At 35.7% G+C, this 17,705-nt stretch carries 20 protein-coding genes and 1 pseudogene; 9 read left to right on the plus strand and 12 right to left on the minus strand.

The annotated features are described in order from the left end of the window. Nucleotides 1-73 precede the first annotated feature (73 nt). The 5 genes from istA (at nucleotide 74) to tnpC (ending at nucleotide 4,935) form a co-directional block, all read left to right on the plus strand. Nucleotides 74-1,630: an IS21 family transposase gene (gene istA, locus C0966_RS06745; protein ID WP_274854474.1), complete on the plus strand. Its 1,557-nt coding sequence runs from the start codon at nucleotides 74-76 to the stop codon at nucleotides 1,628-1,630. Beyond that, entirely contained in the window at nucleotides 1,627-2,397 is a 771-nt protein-coding gene (gene istB, locus C0966_RS06750; RefSeq protein ID WP_274854476.1) for an IS21-like element helper ATPase IstB, read from the plus strand. Before istA ends, istB begins: the two co-directional genes overlap by 4 nt. A 207-nt stretch (nucleotides 2,398-2,604) precedes the next feature. Then, entirely contained in the window at nucleotides 2,605-2,931 is a 327-nt protein-coding gene (gene tnpA / locus C0966_RS06755; protein ID WP_274853329.1) for an IS66 family insertion sequence element accessory protein TnpA, read from the plus strand. Further along, a complete protein-coding gene (tnpB, locus tag C0966_RS06760) occupies nucleotides 2,925-3,281 on the plus strand; it encodes an IS66 family insertion sequence element accessory protein TnpB (RefSeq protein ID WP_274853330.1) in 357 nt (118 codons plus the stop codon). The genes tnpA and tnpB overlap by 7 nt, the downstream gene beginning before the upstream one ends. Before the next feature lie 70 nt (nucleotides 3,282-3,351). Next, the gene (gene tnpC / locus C0966_RS06765) at nucleotides 3,352-4,935 is read left to right on the plus strand and encodes an IS66 family transposase (protein ID WP_274854477.1); all 1,584 of its coding nucleotides are present in this window, start codon (nucleotides 3,352-3,354) and stop codon (nucleotides 4,933-4,935) included. Between the two features lie 733 nt (nucleotides 4,936-5,668). Here tnpC and C0966_RS06770 read toward each other — a convergent pair. From C0966_RS06770 to C0966_RS06785, 4 genes are all read right to left on the minus strand, one after another. Then, entirely contained in the window at nucleotides 5,669-6,214 is a 546-nt protein-coding gene (locus C0966_RS06770) for a transposase (protein ID WP_274854478.1), read from the minus strand. After that, nucleotides 6,192-6,626, minus strand: coding sequence for a hypothetical protein (locus tag C0966_RS06775; protein ID WP_274854479.1), 435 nt, complete (start codon nucleotides 6,624-6,626; stop codon nucleotides 6,192-6,194). The genes C0966_RS06770 and C0966_RS06775 overlap by 23 nt, the downstream gene beginning before the upstream one ends. 250 nt (nucleotides 6,627-6,876) lie before the next feature. Then, entirely contained in the window at nucleotides 6,877-7,044 is a 168-nt protein-coding gene (locus C0966_RS06780) for a hypothetical protein (protein ID WP_274854480.1), read from the minus strand. A gap of 137 nt (nucleotides 7,045-7,181) precedes the next feature. Then, nucleotides 7,182-7,424: a hypothetical protein gene (locus C0966_RS06785; protein WP_274854482.1), complete on the minus strand. Its 243-nt coding sequence runs from the start codon at nucleotides 7,422-7,424 to the stop codon at nucleotides 7,182-7,184. A gap of 272 nt (nucleotides 7,425-7,696) precedes the next feature. On the opposite strand from C0966_RS06785, the gene C0966_RS06790 reads away from it, so the two are divergent. From C0966_RS06790 to C0966_RS06800, 3 genes are all read left to right on the plus strand, one after another. Beyond that, nucleotides 7,697-8,890 (plus strand): ISL3 family transposase, encoded by a 1,194-nt coding sequence (locus tag C0966_RS06790; protein WP_274854484.1) that lies wholly within the window; start codon nucleotides 7,697-7,699, stop codon nucleotides 8,888-8,890. A 296-nt stretch (nucleotides 8,891-9,186) separates the two neighbouring features. Next, nucleotides 9,187-10,257, plus strand: coding sequence for a DNA cytosine methyltransferase (locus C0966_RS06795; RefSeq protein ID WP_274854485.1), 1,071 nt, complete (start codon nucleotides 9,187-9,189; stop codon nucleotides 10,255-10,257). Further along, nucleotides 10,217-11,329: a hypothetical protein gene (locus C0966_RS06800; RefSeq protein ID WP_274854486.1), complete on the plus strand. Its 1,113-nt coding sequence runs from the start codon at nucleotides 10,217-10,219 to the stop codon at nucleotides 11,327-11,329. Before C0966_RS06795 ends, C0966_RS06800 begins: the two co-directional genes overlap by 41 nt. A gap of 299 nt (nucleotides 11,330-11,628) precedes the next feature. Here C0966_RS06800 and C0966_RS06805 read toward each other — a convergent pair whose 3' ends face one another. From C0966_RS06805 to C0966_RS18650, 3 genes are all read right to left on the minus strand, one after another. Further along, entirely contained in the window at nucleotides 11,629-11,865 is a 237-nt protein-coding gene (locus tag C0966_RS06805; protein ID WP_274854487.1) for a hypothetical protein, read from the minus strand. A 75-nt stretch (nucleotides 11,866-11,940) separates the two neighbouring features. Further along, nucleotides 11,941-12,069, minus strand: a complete 129-nt coding sequence (locus tag C0966_RS06810) for a hypothetical protein (RefSeq protein ID WP_274854488.1) — start codon at nucleotides 12,067-12,069, stop codon at nucleotides 11,941-11,943. Nucleotides 12,070-12,188: 119 nt separating this feature from the next. Beyond that, a complete protein-coding gene (locus C0966_RS18650) occupies nucleotides 12,189-12,320 on the minus strand; it encodes a DNA methyltransferase (RefSeq protein WP_425535936.1) in 132 nt (43 codons plus the stop codon). A 584-nt stretch (nucleotides 12,321-12,904) separates the two neighbouring features. Here C0966_RS18650 and C0966_RS06815 point away from each other — a divergent pair. Further along, nucleotides 12,905-14,025, plus strand: a pseudogene (locus C0966_RS06815) (IS3 family transposase). Nucleotides 14,026-14,302: 277 nt separating this feature from the next. On the opposite strand, the gene mutT reads toward C0966_RS06815, so the two are convergent. The 5 genes from mutT to C0966_RS06840 all read right to left on the minus strand — a co-directional run bounded on the left by mutT (nucleotide 14,303) and on the right by C0966_RS06840 (nucleotide 17,450). Beyond that, nucleotides 14,303-14,701 carry an 8-oxo-dGTP diphosphatase MutT gene (gene mutT, locus C0966_RS06820; protein ID WP_274854489.1) on the minus strand — a complete coding sequence of 133 codons (399 nt, stop codon included), beginning with the start codon at nucleotides 14,699-14,701 and terminating at the stop codon, nucleotides 14,303-14,305. Between the two features lie 165 nt (nucleotides 14,702-14,866). Continuing rightward, the gene (locus tag C0966_RS06825) at nucleotides 14,867-15,637 is read right to left on the minus strand and encodes a hypothetical protein (RefSeq protein ID WP_274854490.1); all 771 of its coding nucleotides are present in this window, start codon (nucleotides 15,635-15,637) and stop codon (nucleotides 14,867-14,869) included. A 21-nt stretch (nucleotides 15,638-15,658) separates the two neighbouring features. After that, nucleotides 15,659-15,916, minus strand: a complete 258-nt coding sequence (locus C0966_RS06830; RefSeq protein WP_274854492.1) for a hypothetical protein — start codon at nucleotides 15,914-15,916, stop codon at nucleotides 15,659-15,661. Between the two features lie 278 nt (nucleotides 15,917-16,194). After that, on the minus strand, nucleotides 16,195-16,596 hold the full coding sequence (locus tag C0966_RS06835) for a hypothetical protein (RefSeq protein WP_274854493.1): 402 nt from the start codon (nucleotides 16,594-16,596) through the stop codon (nucleotides 16,195-16,197). Between the two features lie 2 nt (nucleotides 16,597-16,598). Beyond that, entirely contained in the window at nucleotides 16,599-17,450 is an 852-nt protein-coding gene (locus C0966_RS06840) for a hypothetical protein (RefSeq protein ID WP_274854495.1), read from the minus strand. Nucleotides 17,451-17,705: the final 255 nt, after the last annotated feature.

The following is a 17,705-nucleotide window of genomic DNA, read 5'->3' on the forward strand; positions in this document are numbered from 1 at the left end:
ACTTTTTTACCAATTTTCCTCTCGGCTAAGATATGATAGTTTTAATCATTTGTTTAGCTGGAGGACATGAAAGGTGGAAAAATTACTATTGTTTGTGGAAATACAACAACTAAAGAAACAAGGCTTTAAAGTCGCAGCCATCGCAAAAAAATTAGAGATTTCTAGAAACACAGTTTACAAGTATTTGGATATGAGCTTAGAGGAGGCCTCTGAGTGGATTACATCTTTAGGAAGCAGGAGAAAAAAATTAGACCCGTATCATAATCAGATATTAAGCTGGCTAAAGGAACATCCAGACCTATCTTCTGCTCAAGTGGAGGACTGGTTAAAAGAACGATATCCAACATTGGACGTTGGTGGAAGTACCGTTCGCTCTTATGTAAGTGAAATGAGAGATATCTATCATATCCCTAAAGTAATTCGTGTTCGAACGCATGAAGCTGTGGAAGAATTACCAATGGGGCAACAAGTTCAAGTAGATTGGGGGGAAATCATCATAAAGAATTCTGAAAATAAAGATGTGAAACTTTACTTTATTACTTTTGTTCTCTCCCACTCTCGCTATAAATATGTAGAATGGCTTGATCGACCTTTTACAACGAGGGATACGATCAGATGCCATGAAAAAGCATTCCAGTTTTTTGGGGGAATACCAGAGGAAATCGTATATGATCAAGATCATCTTATAACTGTAAGTGAAAATGCGGGTGATATCATCCTAACTAGTGAATTTCAGGCTTACAAGCAAGAACGCGGATTTCGAATCTACCTATGCAGAAAAGCAGATCCTCAGAGTAAAGGGAAAGTTGAAAATGTTGTCAAATTTGTAAAGAAGAACTTTGCGAAAAATAGAGTATATGCCAATCTAGAGGCTTGGAATGAAAAGTGTCTAGCATGGCTAGAAAGAACAGGAAATTTCAATGTACATCATACAACGAAAAAAAGACCGGTAGAAGTGCACGCCCTCGAAAAGCAACACTTAAAACCAGTCTCTTCCCTGCTCTCTTTTGAGAACACTCTTGTAACAAGTATAACAAGAACAGTTCATAAGGACAACGTTATAAAATATAAATCCAATCGTTATTCTCTTCCATTAGGGACTTATCGCCCAAGGGGAGACAATACGGTGTATGTAGAAACCCAAGAGGAAGAGCTCATCATAAGAAGAGAACCACATGGAGAAGTCTTAGCCAGACACCCACTATGCCACGGAAAAGGAGAATTGATAAAGAACCGTCAACATACAAGAGATCGCTCAAAAGGAATTCATGCATACAAAGAAACCGTAATTCGGCAGTTTAAGGATCAAGAAAAAGCAGAGCAGTTTATCCATGAGGTTGGAATCCGTTATCCAAGATACATTCGGGACCAACTACAAGTCATTCAATGTGCCATCACCCAATATCGACAAGATATAGATGAGGCCCTAGCTGTTTGTATCAAAGATCAGTTATGGAGTGCCAATGATCTTCGGGATATTGCCCAACATTTTACTCGATTAAAAGAAACAAAAACTTCGAAACCAAATTCAATTCAAGAACCTAAAAATATCAACCCGGCAATAAAAGCCACAGCAGCAACTAGGGAAATGGATGATTATATCAAGATATTAGGGGGTGCTTCATCATGACGAAAACAGTACAGATCCTTCAAGAGTATTTCCGCCATCTTCGGATGACGGAAACGGCTAATGAACTGCCCGCGTTACTTCGTAATGCAGAAAAAATGTCGTGGACTTATCAAGAGTTTCTACAGAAGCTTCTAATGTATGAGTTAGAACGAAGAGAAGAAAAGAATGTGGAAAAGAGATTGAAATGGGCACAGTTCCCGTATCAAAAGACACTAGATGAATTTCATATCGAAGAGCAGAGATCTCTTAGTACGCGTCAATTAAACCAATTAAGAGAACTCAATTGGCTAGAGCAACAATACAATCTGATTCTATTAGGACCCCAAGGAGCTGGAAAAACTCATATTGGAATTGGATTAGGGATAGAAGCCATTCATAAGGGTTATAAGGTTGCTTTTTCAACTATGGGAGAGCTTGTACACTTTTTAAAAACGGAAGAGTATATAAGGAAGTCGCAAATCCAGCTTAAAAGAATAAGAGAATCAGATTTAGTCATCATTGATGATTTAATGTACATGGCTATCGATCAAAGGGAAGCAAATTTGTTCTTTCATCTAGTAAATCATCTATACGAACGTAGCTCCATTATTCTAACCTCTAACAAAGGACCAGAAGAATGGAGTGAATTGATGGGAGACCAAGGGATCATGATGGCTATTTTGGATCGTTTGCTTCATCGAGTAGAGGTCATTCAGCTAAATGAAAATGACAGTTACAGAATGAAGCATCGAACTACCATTTTTGAGAAACAAAGTGTTCAAAATTAACGAGCAAAAAGTGTTCAAAACTACTTGACGGTTACAACCCCCATTAAGAATCTTTATTTTAACTCTATTTAGAATTAAATACTTGTATGTAAATACAAAATAATCTAAATTATCATTTTAAAGGTAACCGTAAAATAGTACCCACCTATTAACCTAGATGACACTTTGAGATAATCTCTTCAAATCAATATTTGAGGAGGTTTTTTGATGTCTCGAGCAGAATTGCGAAAAGAATGGGAACTTCGGATCGCTGAGTTTAGGGCAAGTGGACAAACCCAATCCAAATGGTGTGCTAACAATAATGTGAAGCTCCATCAATTAAAATATTGGCTTAAGAAAATTGAAAACACAAATCGGATCTCAGCACCATCACCTAAATGGGTCTCGGTCACAATGGATGAACAATATGCCGAATCAAAAGACACTTCATTATCCTTACAGATTAAAATAGGTCAAGCATCCATAGAGGTTAAACCAGGTTTCGACCCATCTTTCCTTGCGGAAGTCGTCAGGACGTTAAGATCGCTATGTTAAACGAAACAATGATCGCGAATGTTTACCTCGCCCGAGGGAGTACAGATTTGCGCAAATCCATTGATGGATTGGCTGCGTTGGTGAAAGAAGGGTTTGATCTAGACCCCTTTTCGCCTAGCTACTTTGTCTTTTGTAATCGTAATCGGGATAAACTGAAAATCCTTCATTGGGAGCACAATGGCTTTTGGCTCTATTATAGACGTTTAGAGCGCGGAAAATTTCAATGGCCAACGGAAGAAAGTGATGTACCGCTAAAATTAAGCCGCCGCCAGTTCCGTTGGTTACTTGATGGACTTCCACTTGAACAGCGCCAGGCTCATCCTGAAGTTACCGCGAGGACAGTCATATAAAATCATATTTTTTTTATTTACACACCAATTTTTAAAAGGGATTGATCATAATTTGTCGAATAGATAAAGTATGAAAAAGACAACGAAAACACCCACCCAACCAACTGAAAATCTTCAAAAACGATGTGAATCCCTTGAAAAGCAAGTCGCTGAACTGACTGTAAAACTAAAATGGTATGAGGAACAGTTTCGCCTCAGCCAAAAAAGACGATTCGGCTCTTCAAGTGAAAAAACACATTCCGATCAACTAGAGCTTTCGCTCTTTAATGAAGCAGAGGTAGAAGCAGCCTCCAATTTAGAGGAGCCTGCTTCTGAAACCATTACCTACCGTCGTCGTAAAAAACGTGGTCAACGTGAAACGATGCTAGAAGACCTGCCTACGGAAACGGTTGAATACCGCCTTTCCGCAGAAGATCAGGTCTGTTCGTGCTGCGGTGGATCTTTACATGAAATGAGCACGGAAGTGCGTCAAGAAATCAAAGTCATTCCAGCTGAAGTAAAAGTGGTTAAGCATGTCCGTTATGTCTACGCCTGTCGCCGTTGTGAACGTGAGGAGATCCATACACCGATTGTCACAGCGTCTATGCCGGCACCTGTCTATCCGGGCAGTTTAGCTTCTCCTTCAAGTATGGCGTATGTGATGAGTCAAAAATATGTGGAAGGGCTGCCTCTTTATCGCCAGGAAAAGCAGTTTGAGCGATTTGGGTTTACATTATCCCGGCAGACGATGGCGAACTGGATGATCTATGGCGCAGATCAGTGGTTACGTTTAATTTATGATCGGATGAAGGATCATTTACTTAAACAGGAGATTCTCCATGCGGATGAAACCACTTTGCAGGTGCTCCATGAACCAGGTCGAAAGGCAACATCCACTTCTTATATGTGGCTTTATCGCACTGGAAGAGAAGGTCCGCCGATTACTCTTTATGATTACCAACAGACACGGGGAAAGGAACATCCTCGCAAATTTCTGAATGGTTTCAAGGGCTACCTTCATGTGGATGGCTACTCTGGTTATCAAGGGGTGCCTCATGTGACCCTGGTAGGTTGCTGGGCGCATGCAAGGCGTAAGTTTGATGAGGCCTTAAAGGTTTTACCGGCTTCAAAACAATCCGCTTCGGTAGCTGCCAAGGAAGGGCTCAATTTCTGTAACCAACTTTTTGCGATTGAGCGTGACTTAAAGGATTCAACTCCTGAAGAACGCCATAAAAGTCGTTTGGAACGCAGCCAGCCAGTGCTGGATGCTTTTTCAGCATGGCTAAAAACGCAAAGGTCAAAAGTCCTCCCAAAAAGCGCCCTTGGCCAGGCAATCCAATATTGCCTGAACCAATGGGATAAATTAGTGGGCTTTTTAAAAGATGGTCGGTTAGAAATCGATAATAACCGTAGCGAACGTTCAATCAAACCATTTGTAATTGGCCGCAAAAATTGGTTGTTTGCCAACACCACACGGGGCGCTCAAGCCAGTGCAACGATTTACAGTATTATTGAGACAGCTAAAGAGAATGACTTAAATCCATTTACCTATCTCACCTATCTTTTTGAGAAACTACCAAACATGGATACCCAAGATAAAGAGGCCTTGGATCAATTAATGCCTTGGTCATCAACGATCCCATTAGTTTGTCGAGTGTTTAAAAAGAATACTTAAATCATAACTAAATCCCCATCTACTTATAGGTGGGGATTATTTGACGCTTACTTTTAAAGTAGTTTATTGTAATATTAAAATGACAATGTTTATTTGTTTTTGGCAATTAAAAAATGTATTAACTGGCAATTAACGATAGTCGTTTGAATGTATAAACAATTATTTCAAGTACGCTTGATATAGAGCTTTCTTCGGGTATAATTTTTTGCTAAGGAACGAGCAATAAGGCTTTGCTTAGGCAATCAAGCCTATCATACCCGCTACTCCATGTAAACCTGCGAATATGCACTAAACAATGTATACTCTTAATTGTAAAACACTACATTATTAGATTGCCATAAACACCTTAATTTATTAACTAAAAATGATTTTTTTCTTAGATATAAAATTTCCTCCAATTTGATGTAATTCATTTCTTGGCTTACTAATTTAATAACATTGAAATATCTTTATTCTTAACGTCATATCCCTGTTTATTTAATTTATTAGCAAGCTTTTCAATACTAACCAAAATTTCATATTCTTTAATCACCTTTTGCTCAAAAGAATCTATTTATAATTTTCTGTTAATTCAATATAACAAGATAATTCTTTTACCGTTTTTTTGCTCTTTTAATATTCATTATTGTCACCTCAATATAAAATCCTAAATAATAACAATATTCTTCAACAAATGACAATATTCCTTTTTATTTTTCTATTATCTACTTTAATAAATAAAACAACTGACAATCTAAAAATCGTGAAAAAAAGAGGCTGTCTGATAAGTCCCTAAAATAAAGCAAGTGGAGAAAACGAGCCGTTTTTCTCCACTTGCTTTTGTATTTTTTCGATTTTTCTCTGAAAGTAGCTGGCGGATGCCTGCTACTTTCAGTATGTTGTGGGCCAATGCCACAATCCCAAACTCGACATATACCTTATCGAGACCCCGCAGAGAAAATCTGCGGAACGACCGATTGCCCTTGATGTGACCGAACATACTTTCTACATCGACTTTGCGCCGAGGGTAGATTGCGGCTTTCTCTTCACATTCAAGGGCTGTTTTTGCCTTCGCTTTCATTTCTTCGAAGACGGTATTCCAGTGAACTTGACGATTTCCCTTTGCTTTCGTCCACTGCGCTTTCAATGGGCAATCTGAACAATTTTCACATTCGTATATTTTGAAGCTTTGCTCATAACCAGACGGATTCTTTTTGTTTTGGTATTTCTTAAACGTAACTTTCCTTCCATTCGGGCAAATAAAACAATCCTCTTGCTCATGATAGGTCCAGTTTTTCACGTTTTTGATGTCCTTTTTGTATTTGCGTGTCTGTTCTTGTACATAGGATCCATAAAGGAATCAGAAAATCAAATCGAGGCTCTTTCTCATCACCAACCGCATATACATAGTTTTCTTCACTGCCATATCCTGCATCCGAGATGACGGTTTTGGGCATCGGTAAAGAAGCAGAGGCCAGTTTCTCCATATTTGGTACAAAACAACGCGTGTCTGTAGGTCGTTGGTAAATGGTATAAAACAAGCTAAACTGGTTCTCCGTCCCCATTTGCACGTTATAACCTGGCTTGATCTGACCGTTTTTCATATGATCTTCCTTCATGCGCTTAAAGGTTGCGTCTTTGTCCATTTTGGAATAGCTGTTACGGTCGCCAAAGATTTTGTTCTGTTCCTTGTATTTAGCTAGTCGCGGCAAGAAATTTTCCTGAATCAGCTTTAAAGGTTTTTTACTTTTACTGCGTTCTTGTCGCTTCTCCTTACGAATCTTTGTATCTGTTTCCTTTTTGAGTTCCTCTGTTAGTGTTTCTACTTTTTCTTCTATTTAGCGACTGCCTCTAGATGTTGTTCAGTGATCTCTGTATTTTGTTCGGTTTCCTTTTCTACCGTTCCAGCTTCTATTTCTATTAATTCATGAATGTGCTGTAGCGTTTCTTGAATTTTTTCTTTTAATGTTGCTTCAAATTTCGCTTTGTGCCATCCAAAAAGTAGCTTTCCATCGTGATGTACTTTTCTTCAATCAAATTCAGAATCATGGCTTCGAATAACTCATCTTTAAAGGCTTTCATCCGTTCCCCACGAAACTCATTGAGCGTACGGAAATCTGGTTTTTGCATAGCTGCCAACCACATGGACTGGAATATTTTCTTTTCTCAACTTTTCGATTCCTTTGCAGGAATAATCCTTTTGGGAATAACCAAATAGAATGATTTTAAGCATCATTTTGGGATGAAAGGGACTTTGGACACTACCCTTAACACTTATAATGAGAAAACAATAGCTCATCTAGTATAGCTTTTTCCATTTCATCCACCACACGTGCGACATGATGTTCTGGTATGAGGGATTCAATATCAAAGATAACTTGAATTTGACGGTTGTTATAGGGTTTAAAAGTAGGGGCTAATTGTCTTTTAGAGGTCTTTTTTTCCTCTGTCTCTGGAAGAAGAGTCAACTGCGTGTTATAATTTTCTTTAGTAAGCATTTGATTACTCATTAAAATCGTCCTTTCTGGAATGTTGTGGGGTAACTTCATTTTACTAGAAAGGACGATTTTTTTGTGTACTTTTTTAAGAAATGAAAAAAATGAGAGGGGCTCCAAAAAGTCAGTTACCCTGACTTTTTGGACAGCCCCTATTAGTTTTATAATATATTGTAATATATTGGATTCATCACCACATTTTGTGATTTAACCAATAAAAATGAAAACACTCACAGATTCCTGGCAATAATGTTAGCGCCTACTTAACATAACAGGAGGTTCTGTAAGTGTTTTCTGTATCACTAGATTTGCCAGAATTTGAAGTTGTTAAACAAGTATTTCTTGAAGATTGCAATCTGTTACATGTTGAGAAAAATACGATGGAAGAACGTTGTACTTTTTGCGGCTTTTTTACCAGTAATGTCCACGACTGGCGGACAAGAAAAGTTCGTGATCTATCTATATTAGGCAAACCCCTTTTCTTATTTGTCAGAGTGAACAGATACCGTTGTCACAACTGTAATGAGGTATTTTCCCAAACATTTGAATCGATTAGCCCTAAAAAACATCAGACCAATCGATACAGAGAATATCTGTATCAAATGTGCAATGGATCCACTATTCAAGAAGTAAGTCGAAAGGAAAAAGTTCCTTATACGACAGTAGAAAGAATTTTTTATTCCATCGCTAAAGAAAAAGAAATGGAGCATTTAGAACATCTTGATAGTGCTTTAGAAAACAATGAGCTAGTCCTTAGCCTTGATGAAGTCGCTGTTCGAAAGGGTCACCGATATGAAACCGTTCTAATGGATGCCCAATCCGGCAGTGTTCTTGGTATGGAACATCAACGTAGTTATGATTCTACTCTAACCTTACTCTCCAAGGAGATCCTGGCTAATAAGTGTGTTCAAACCGTTGTCATGGATATGTGGGATCCCTTTCATAAAGCTGTTAAATCCGTATTTCCAGAGGCCTGTATCGTCATTGATAAGTATCATGTAGTGCAAAAAGTTACCCAAGCACTTGATCAAGTAAGGAAGAATATTCCTGGCCTGAAAAAAGAACGGTTTAAGCTCTTGAAAGGTTCTGAAAAGCTAACGGCTAATGAAAAACAACAATTAGACGAAATGCTCGAAGAGCACCTAGAGTTGTCATATGCCTATTTTCTAAAAGAGCTATTTAGAGAAGTTTACCAAGCACCGGACTTTGATACAGCTGAGTCACTCTTGGAAGAAGGGATCCAACTTGCATGGAGCAGCCCATTTCCGTCATTCCATCAAGTAGCCAAGACCTTAGAAAATTGGAAAGCACAAATTTTGCAATACTTTCTTACACCCTTTACAAATGGCCGGATTGAAGGCACAAACAATAAAATCAAGAATATCAAAAGACGTGCATTTGGTTTTAGGAATTTAGACAGATTTAGACTCCGTGTATTTTTAGAATGTACAGGTAAAACTTATAAAAATCAGGCTGCCTGACCTTATCCTTCATCAGCTTTCCACAGTGTAGTTGGTAGAAAGGAAGCCGTCAAGGAAAGCACTTGACAGCTTCCTTTCTACCAACTAAGTGGTCACTAAGCTGATGAAGGGGCTACTAGATTGAGTACCAATCTAGCTAACTTATTTCAGGAATTGTGTGGACATCACAGAATATGGTGAAGAGACATATATTGTATTTAAGGAACTTGTCGTTTTGTGTCAAAAACAGAACATTTTTTCGTTTTTTAGTATATAATTATGTTTATAGATTAATAGTGCAACTGAGGTGATTTAAAGTGACAAATAATGTTAAATTTATTGACCTTTTTGCCGGGATAGGTGGGTTCCGTTTAGGACTTGAACAAGCGGGAATGGAATGTGTGTTCTCTTCTGAAATTAATGATCATTGTAAAGAAACCTATTTTGCAAACTTTGGAGAAAGACCATATGGTGATATCACGAAGATTAATGCAAATGATATAGAAGATTTTGACGTATTAAGTGCAGGGTTCCCGTGCCAGCCTTTTAGTATTTCAGGTAAACAATTAGGATTTGAAGATACAAGAGGCACTTTATTTTTTGACATACTTAGAATAATAAAAGAAAAACAGCCTAAGGTTGTTTTACTTGAAAATGTTAAACATCTTATTCATCACGACAAGGGAAATACATTTAAAGTTATTATTAATAAATTAGAAGAATTAGAGTACCTTGTTAGCTGGAAAGTACTTAATGCCAGCGATTTTGGTGTTCCTCAAAATAGAGAGAGAATAATTATTATTGCAACAAAAGAAAAAACATTTGACTTTAGTAAACTTCAAAAGAAAAAAAGGGTTTATCTGAAGGACTTTTTAGATAAAGATGGAGATTTCGAATATTTAGATCCAAGTGAATATACATTAATTGACAATCCTACAATACAGAAATCTGGATTGATTTTTGCTGGTTATAGGAATAAAAAAATTAGAAAAAATGGAGTAAGACCTAATACCGAACATTTATCAAGAGTTCATAAGCAACCAAATAGAATATATTCTGTTGAAGGCGTACATCCTACTTTACCTTCGCAAGAAACCTCAGGGCGTTTTTACATTCTAGTAGACGGTAGGGTAAGAAAATTAACGATAGATGAATGCTTTAGAATAATGGGATTTCCTGAAACATTTAAGAAGGTTAGTCCTCTTGGAGAATTATATAAACAAATAGGTAATTCCGTTTGTGTGCCAATGGTTTATGAATTAGGAAAAGAGATACTTAATCAATTTTTTATTGAAAATACCCAAACAACAAGAAGGGGTAAGGTACAAGTAAAGGAGGAACTTCAAGGTGACCTTGACTCATACAGACGTTTTGCAGTCAACTTATAAAGAAGCTTTAATGTTAGCCGCTGAAGAAAATACTTTATTTGAACAACAACTTTCTCAAGAAGAAATTGAATATTTAAATAAAATAATCGAGCGTGCCGAAGCTTCAAAAGGAGTTCTTACTGTACTAGTTACGAGTCTTACACATAAAATTGTTCAGCCTAATCAAGACGTAAGATATCACCAGGAAAATCTACCAAATGGCTATTCAGGAAGAGGAATCGATACACGCTTTATAACTCCCTTTATGAAGTCAGTTAGCTTTCCTGCCATGGCTGAAAGTGGTTGGTTAACTCGTTCTTTAGAACAAAATTCTCCCTACACATTAGATTATTTAGGACGAATTACACCCGCTTCTTTAAAAGAGGCATTTCTGAGAATTTTAGATTTCATTGAAACAAAAGGGAAAAACCCTGAAATATATCTAAAATACTTATTCAAAAGGCTTATTATCGAAAGAGACAAAAAAAGAATTGAATTAGCAAAACCTACTTCCTTGCCTATTGCTACAATAATTGAATATTTAGAAAAGCATTTTAATAGTAAGTATACCTCTAGAGGGGCGTCTCGGCTTCCGACACTTGCAATTTATGCCGCTTATCAATGCATGATGAAAGAGGTAAAGCGATTCGAAGATAAGACTTTATTACCTCTAGAAGACCATACTTCCGCTGATGCTCAATCAGGAAGGATTGGTGATATCGAAATTGTTGATTCGAACCAGAGAGTGTTTGAGGGAGTAGAAATTAAACATGGAATTAAAATTACTGCGCAACTAATCAGAGATGCCTTTGAAAAGTTTAAAATCCATCCAATTCAAAGATACTACATTTTATCTACAGTTGGATGCGAATCAAGTGAAATTGAAGAGATTGAAAAAGAAATTGAAAAAATTAGAACTTTACACGGTTGTCAAGTCATAGTAAATGGGGTTAGTTCTTCTATTAAGTATTACTTAAGACTTCTTGATGACACATATGAGTTTATTGACTTCTATGTTAATAATATTGAAGTTGATTCAACATTAAAATTTGAACATAAAGAAAAATGGAATGAAATTGTAAGTGGAGAATAGTTAGTTGGGTACTCATTTTTGAGTACCTTTTACATTTAAATAAGGCCTGAATTTGGCATCCTTGTAACAACAAAATTATAATAACTAGAAATAACTAGACATTATAAAAAAGAATTAAACAGAAAATAACCTCTTTAAAATAAAGCTAATATCTGATTTGTAACAATATTTATGAATCCAATCTCATTATTATCTATAACTTCAATTGAAGATTTGGAATTATCTGTAAGTATATACTAACTTGGATTTAAACAATAACCTCTTACCCGTTAAATAATAAATAGTATAAAAAAGCATTCCTAACATAAATTGACTTTTAAATCTTTAATTGCTCTCCTTATAGCTTTTTCCTTATTAAAGTAGTCAACACCTACACCAACGGATTCTTCAAAACTCTCAAATGTTTCAATCATAAACTGAACCCTCTTCTTACAAAAAACTTTAATCATATCATAAAAATAAAAGATCTCAAGATAATAATATTCTCCTCCATATTCATATAACTCATAAATCTCAATATCCTTTAAATCTTCCAATCTTTCACCTCATTTCTCCTTGATTAGAAAGTATAATTATGTAAACAAATTAAATACGTTCTCTAGGCATTCGTGTTATATATAAAAGGTAAGCTTTACTTCATCCAGAACATCTGCGACTTCCCCTTCAAAGTCGTAGCCTTCAACGACAGCCTTTAGTTTTAAATAGATGACTTTACGACATACTCCTTCATTTTGAAACACCTCACTGTCTCAGAAACCCCTCTTCGGAGGAGGGCTTAGCAATTCTTTACTTTCATTTGTTGTTTATGCTAAGGAAAAAATTTAAGTGTTTATTTCGTTTTCTGTTTATTGCATAAAACTTAACCTGTTGTTCCACTACCCGCAAAGAAATCCAATACAATTCCTTCGTCCTTATTAAACATCACAAGATCGATCAAATATTCCGTAACATCAATCGGTTTTGTTGTATCAAAAACTTTTCTCCCAAAAATTCGCTTTAATTCTTTCGTTCTGTAGAAGCGGTACTTTTATCCAAAATAAGTGAGCCAACTTCGGTTTCAGTTACATTTCCTTCTGAATATAAACGATATGGTTTAAACCTATCTCATTCTGGCTCAAAAAAAATTCATCTTTTTCCAATGGATTTTTTGCTGATTCCCAACCAACTCGCCATCTTCCAAAACCATCATCCCGAATAGGGAGAATATAGTGTCCTCCTTTTTCTTCATATTTCTTTTGTAGTTATTTACCCAATAACCTCTTTTAATATTGAAAACTCCTTAAGTCAGTATACATAAAATATGAATCGGCTACACTTAACTGGACAAAAAAATTAAGGTCAGGTAGACTAACCATCCAATCTGGGTATACTGCTAATCAAGCATAAGAGATCCCATACCAGCAACTTTACTAGGAGAGGCGGGTATGCTAGCCTGTTTGGCAAGCCAGATGTTTTCATCATCTGGTTTCCTGGCTGGGAAAGCATGCCCGTAGAGGCTCCTTGTCAAGTTGCGGTGTTTACCCTCTAAATCTGGAAGTCTACTTCATCTCATTCAGTTAATGGAGGTACGCCGATATGACGAGAGCTAGAAGAACATTTACTCCCGAATTTAAAGCTCAAATGGTCAAACTATATGAAAGTGGTAAGCCTAGAAAAGACATTATAAGTGAATACAATTTAACGCCTTCGGCATTAGACAAATGGGTGAAACAGAGCCAAACATCTGGTTCATTTAAAGAGAAGGACAACCGAACACCTGAAAAAGAAGAACTGATCAAGCTTCGTAAAGAAAATCAGCGTTTACTGATGGAGAATGATATTTTAAAGCAAGCTGCGCTGATATTAGGACGAAAGTAAATGTGATTAAAAATAATCGTCACAAATACTCGATATCAGCAATGTGCGACGTCCTACAACTCCCAAGAAGTACCTATTATTATGAAGCAAAAGAGCAATCTAAATCAGATGATGAACTTACTGTTACCATAATCGATATTTTTCATAAAAGCCGCCAGAACTATGGCACTCGTAAGATAAAACATGAGTTGAAAAAACTCGGTAAAATTGCATCCAGAAGACGTATTGGCCGAATCATGAAAGAAAATGGGCTAATATCAAAATATACAGTTGCCAGTTTAAGCCACATGTGGATAAATGTAATGAATCTAAAGTTGAAAATGTGTTGAATAGGGAATTTGATCAACAAAAGGAATTAACGGTTGTAGTCAGTGATTTAACATACGTAAGGGTCCAAAAAAATTGGCATTACATATGTCTATTTGTTGATCTTTACAATAGAGAAATTGTTGGACATAGTGCCGGTCCTAATAAAGATGCTGGACTAGTCTACCAAGCCTTATCAACGATTAAAGCTGATTTAAGACAAATTCAACTATTTCACACAGACCGAGGAAACGAGTTTAAAAACAAGACAATCGATGAAGCTTTAGATACATTCGAGATTAAACGGTCGTTAAGCATGAAAGGTTGCCCATATGATAACGCAGTAGCCGAAGCCACATTTAAAATTATCAAGACAGAATTTGTAAAAGGTAAATATTTTGAAAGTTTAGAACAGTTAAAGTTGGAATTAGACGGATTATGTTCATTGGTTTAATCATATAAGAATTCACGGATCACTGGGGTATTTAAGCCCAATTGAATACAAAATAGAACACCTTAAAAAAATTGTCTAGTCTAGTGTTGACATACCAATATAGGAACCTATGGCTGTTTCCTTCTAAAGACAAATATTCTTAAAGATTGTTAAACACTCCTGTCTATTTGGAATCTTACATTTGCCATCAACACAGCTAGCATCTTTAGCACCGTCTGCTGAAAGATCCTAAAAAAATTGGGTTAGAAGATCCCCCTTGCCTTACTTTATTGTTTCAGTTGCCTGAGTACTAGAGATCACAATTTTTGACAAAATACGGTATCTTACGAATACCATATTACTGAGCAATTGCCTAATTAAGGACAAATCCCTCTTAAAGCCTCTACGGTTGGAATATCAGCGGGTGTCCATTCAAGAGTATGTAATTCTTGAATCGGAACCCATCTTAATTGCGCATGCTCTTTCGCTTTCGGCTCACCTTCAATGATTTTTGCTTTGTATGTAAGTAAATTAACAATCACGTTCGGATATTCATGATGTACTTCTTCAATTTTTTCATACACTTCAATCATACACTCTAATTCTTCTTGAATTTCTCTCACTAACGACTCTTCTGGAATTTCACCCTCTTCGATTTTTCCTCCTGGAAATTCCCAAAGATTCGGAAGTGACATTTCCGGAGAGTGCAGCGCACACAAAATTTCATTTTGCTCATTATAAATGACCGCACCAACCACACGTACTGTTTTATTCACAGCAATATGCTCCTTTTTCATTGTCATATTCTCGTTTATTTTAACAAACAATTTTAACAATTCGATTGGTGGGAACGGAATTGTCGGCACATGTATTATAATGAACCCAAATATTTTGTGAACCAACTTGGTCACCACTCATCACTTGCAGGGAAGAATATTCAATTAAACCATTCCTTCTAATTTTCGAATTACTTTGTCAAGTGTACTAATTACATTCCTTTCTCTTTCATCTGTGTTATGTGTATTTATTTTCGACGGAAATAATGATGCAACAATTATTGGCTTTTTTGGCATTGAAACTAAAGCTTTTTGATGTACTTCCAAACTTGTATCTTCTTTGTCTACAATTTTTGTTATCTTTGGATTTTTTGTCTTTAGAAGATATGTTAAGCCTCTATTTCCTAAACATAAAATAACATCGGGGTTTACAATTTCAATTTCACGTTCAAATAATTCTTCCCAATTATTTTCAACTTTTTGGGCATCTGTCACATAACCAAAATCATAATTTAAATTACATTTTTCAAAAAATTCTTTAATCAATTCAAATGAAACAAACGGATCCCAATGTGAATAAGAATTGATAATTCCTCTTAGTTCATTTACTCTCCGCTTATCTTTTAATAAAGGCATATAGAACGTAACACTTCCCCCATTAGGAGTTCTTGAATCTTGACCAACGATCATTATTCTAATTCCTTTATCGTCTGTAAAATAACGGTTACCCCACCAAGGTAAATCTGCCCCATTCCCAGAATGATGTTCAGGTTGATATCTTAGGAATTCTTCAATTTGTTTTGAGTAGACATCTTCAGGATATATTTTTTGAAAAACTCTTAACGGACAATTACTTGATGCAAATCTATTTTTAGAGTAAATTCCGTGTTCAACAAATATATTTGCTAGTTTCGCAATAGTATTATTGTTTCCCATACTCTCTTTCCTCCATATTTATTATAAATGTTTACAATGAAGGCAATCGTCACTGTCTTTCCATCTAGCTCTTAAATTATTTAGACTAGGTGCCCAGTAATAGCTTCCATTTTTTCTATTATTCTCAATAACTTTTGTACGGAAATAATAATAATCAACATTTGAACATTGGACATGATGTATACGACACTTGCTCCCATCTGTAATAGCAATATATCCTATTCCTTCTTTTTGAATACTATGAAAATCTTCTTCTAACAATATTTCTTTTAATGACATTTATATTTAGCCTCCTTCTATTAAAATTTGTGTATATTTTGCAGCATAAGGAAGATTTTTGATCTTACTAGAAGATTTAAAGAGCAGGTTGCTTTTAAGTTGCTTACAGAACAATGTATATAAACGTCTCCATGTATCAATGTCTTTAATAAGCAGTCCCTTCTAATGTGATTCCATATGGTTGTTATTAAGAAAAATCTACTTTTACTATTTTTTGGTTTATTAAATTTTCTTTATCCGACTTGTTTCTTCCTTCTCATTCAGCCGGAGTCACCCCTTTAATCCAAGAAGTTACGGACCGATTGATTGAGAAAGCTTAACTGAGTATCATTAGAGATATCTTTAAATCCATCGAGAGGACTTTTATTGTAAATATTAAGCATACAATTAGAGGCAAGTTTTAACATCTCAATATCATTATTCTCCAAACCTCTTTGAATCAGTTTGTCGAAAGTCTTATAGAGTCGCTCACGCTCTGCAAAACTTTTTTCCATAAAATTTTCGAACTTTTTTCGTTCTGTATGTATCTTGGCGGAAATTGCATTTAAACATGCAACAATTCTTTGTCTCTCTGTTTTTTCAATTTCCTTACTTTTTAAATAATCTGTTGCCGCATCGATTGTATGGGTTATTAATTTTGAAATCTCAATAGTTCCTAATAAGTTTACTGGTGTTCCCATCTTTATACATTCCTTTCATTGATTTTCTCTTCATAATCGACTAATTGACGATAGATTTGGTTGTATTCATTGGTAATCTGCCCATCATTATTAACAAAACGAGTTGTAAGTATTTTTTCAAAAAGTTTAAAGATCTCAACAACATTTTCTGCTTCCTTAATTTCTTTTTGATCAAAAACATTCCGACCTTCTAAGTTTTTAATCCTAATGATTACTATTTCTATTGGATTTGTAAGACGTTCTATTAGAGTCCTTTCTTCTTTTATGTGTTTTTCTATTAATGTTAAATTGGCTTTTATGTATCGAAGCTTTTCCATTTCCAAATGCAATTCAGCTCTATACTTTTTTGCTTCCTCCAACATCTCATCAGCTTCAGCAACACGTTTTCTTTGCCTTAAAAAGTCACCTAAGAATTCAAATCCTAATGCACTAGTAAAATTATTCATTAATTTAAGATCTAAGCTATTTGAAAATCCTGAAGAAAAAACGTAGTTTTGCAAATCAAGTTTCTTTTGTTCCATAAATGCGGTGAATCGAGCTACTGATGGAACATACTCCTTTAAAATTCTCTCAAGAACTGAGCTTTTATACCTATAATGATCTTCGACTAATGACATTACCCTATAATAAACGGACATAACATCATTAACTACATTTCTATAGCTTGATTCCGCACATGTTACAATTTGGTTTACCTCATCTCTTTTTTCATAGGATGTTTTATAATTACTATTGCCCTTTATAACTATCTCTTTGAATCCATCTGTCGCTATTTCTTTAATTTCGTCTGCGGTTTGCTTTGTAATATAAGCAATTTCTTTAGCAGTTTGCCACAAGTCACGTAGGAATCCCATATTTACCACCCAACCTTGTCCCCAAAAACTATTAGGATAAATGCACTATAACCTTATTATACCAAGTAATCTAATATTTTTTAAACATGTTATTTTATTACATCTCTGGTCTACACATTTGAGGTATTAAAAGCGTCTCAACCGATTAATATTGAGAACGTTTTAATCGTGCCGCTAAGATGCTTCATGATGAGCAATGTCAACTTAATTTTATAAATACACCAAGAGCCAAAGCCTTGTGCGGAAAGGGGATAT

Origin of the sequence: Bacillus methanolicus, from assembly GCF_028888695.1 — a bacterium.
In the GTDB taxonomy this organism is placed as follows: Bacteria; Bacillota; Bacilli; order Bacillales; family Cytobacillaceae; genus Bacillus_Z; species Bacillus_Z methanolicus_B.

Bases quoted from the DNA above. Each gene is read 5' to 3' on its own strand.
- istB (WP_274854476.1), top strand. From the start codon at position 1,627: ATGACGAAAACAGTACAGATCCTTCAAGAGTATTTCCGCCATCTTCGG.
- tnpA (WP_274853329.1), top strand. From the start codon at position 2,605: ATGTCTCGAGCAGAATTGCGAAAAGAATGGGAACTTCGGATCGCTGAG.
- tnpB (WP_274853330.1), top strand. From the start codon at position 2,925: ATGTTAAACGAAACAATGATCGCGAATGTTTACCTCGCCCGAGGGAGT.
- tnpC (WP_274854477.1), top strand. From the start codon at position 3,352: ATGAAAAAGACAACGAAAACACCCACCCAACCAACTGAAAATCTTCAA.
- C0966_RS06780 (WP_274854480.1), bottom strand. From the start codon at position 7,044: ATGCAAAAACCAGATTTCCGTACGCTCAATGAGTTTCGTGGGGAACGG.
- C0966_RS06785 (WP_274854482.1), bottom strand. From the start codon at position 7,424: ATGAGTAATCAAATGCTTACTAAAGAAAATTATAACACGCAGTTGACT.
- C0966_RS06825 (WP_274854490.1), bottom strand. From the start codon at position 15,637: ATGGGAAACAATAATACTATTGCGAAACTAGCAAATATATTTGTTGAA.
- C0966_RS06830 (WP_274854492.1), bottom strand. From the start codon at position 15,916: ATGTCATTAAAAGAAATATTGTTAGAAGAAGATTTTCATAGTATTCAA.
- C0966_RS06835 (WP_274854493.1), bottom strand. From the start codon at position 16,596: ATGGGAACACCAGTAAACTTATTAGGAACTATTGAGATTTCAAAATTA.
- C0966_RS06840 (WP_274854495.1), bottom strand. From the start codon at position 17,450: ATGGGATTCCTACGTGACTTGTGGCAAACTGCTAAAGAAATTGCTTAT.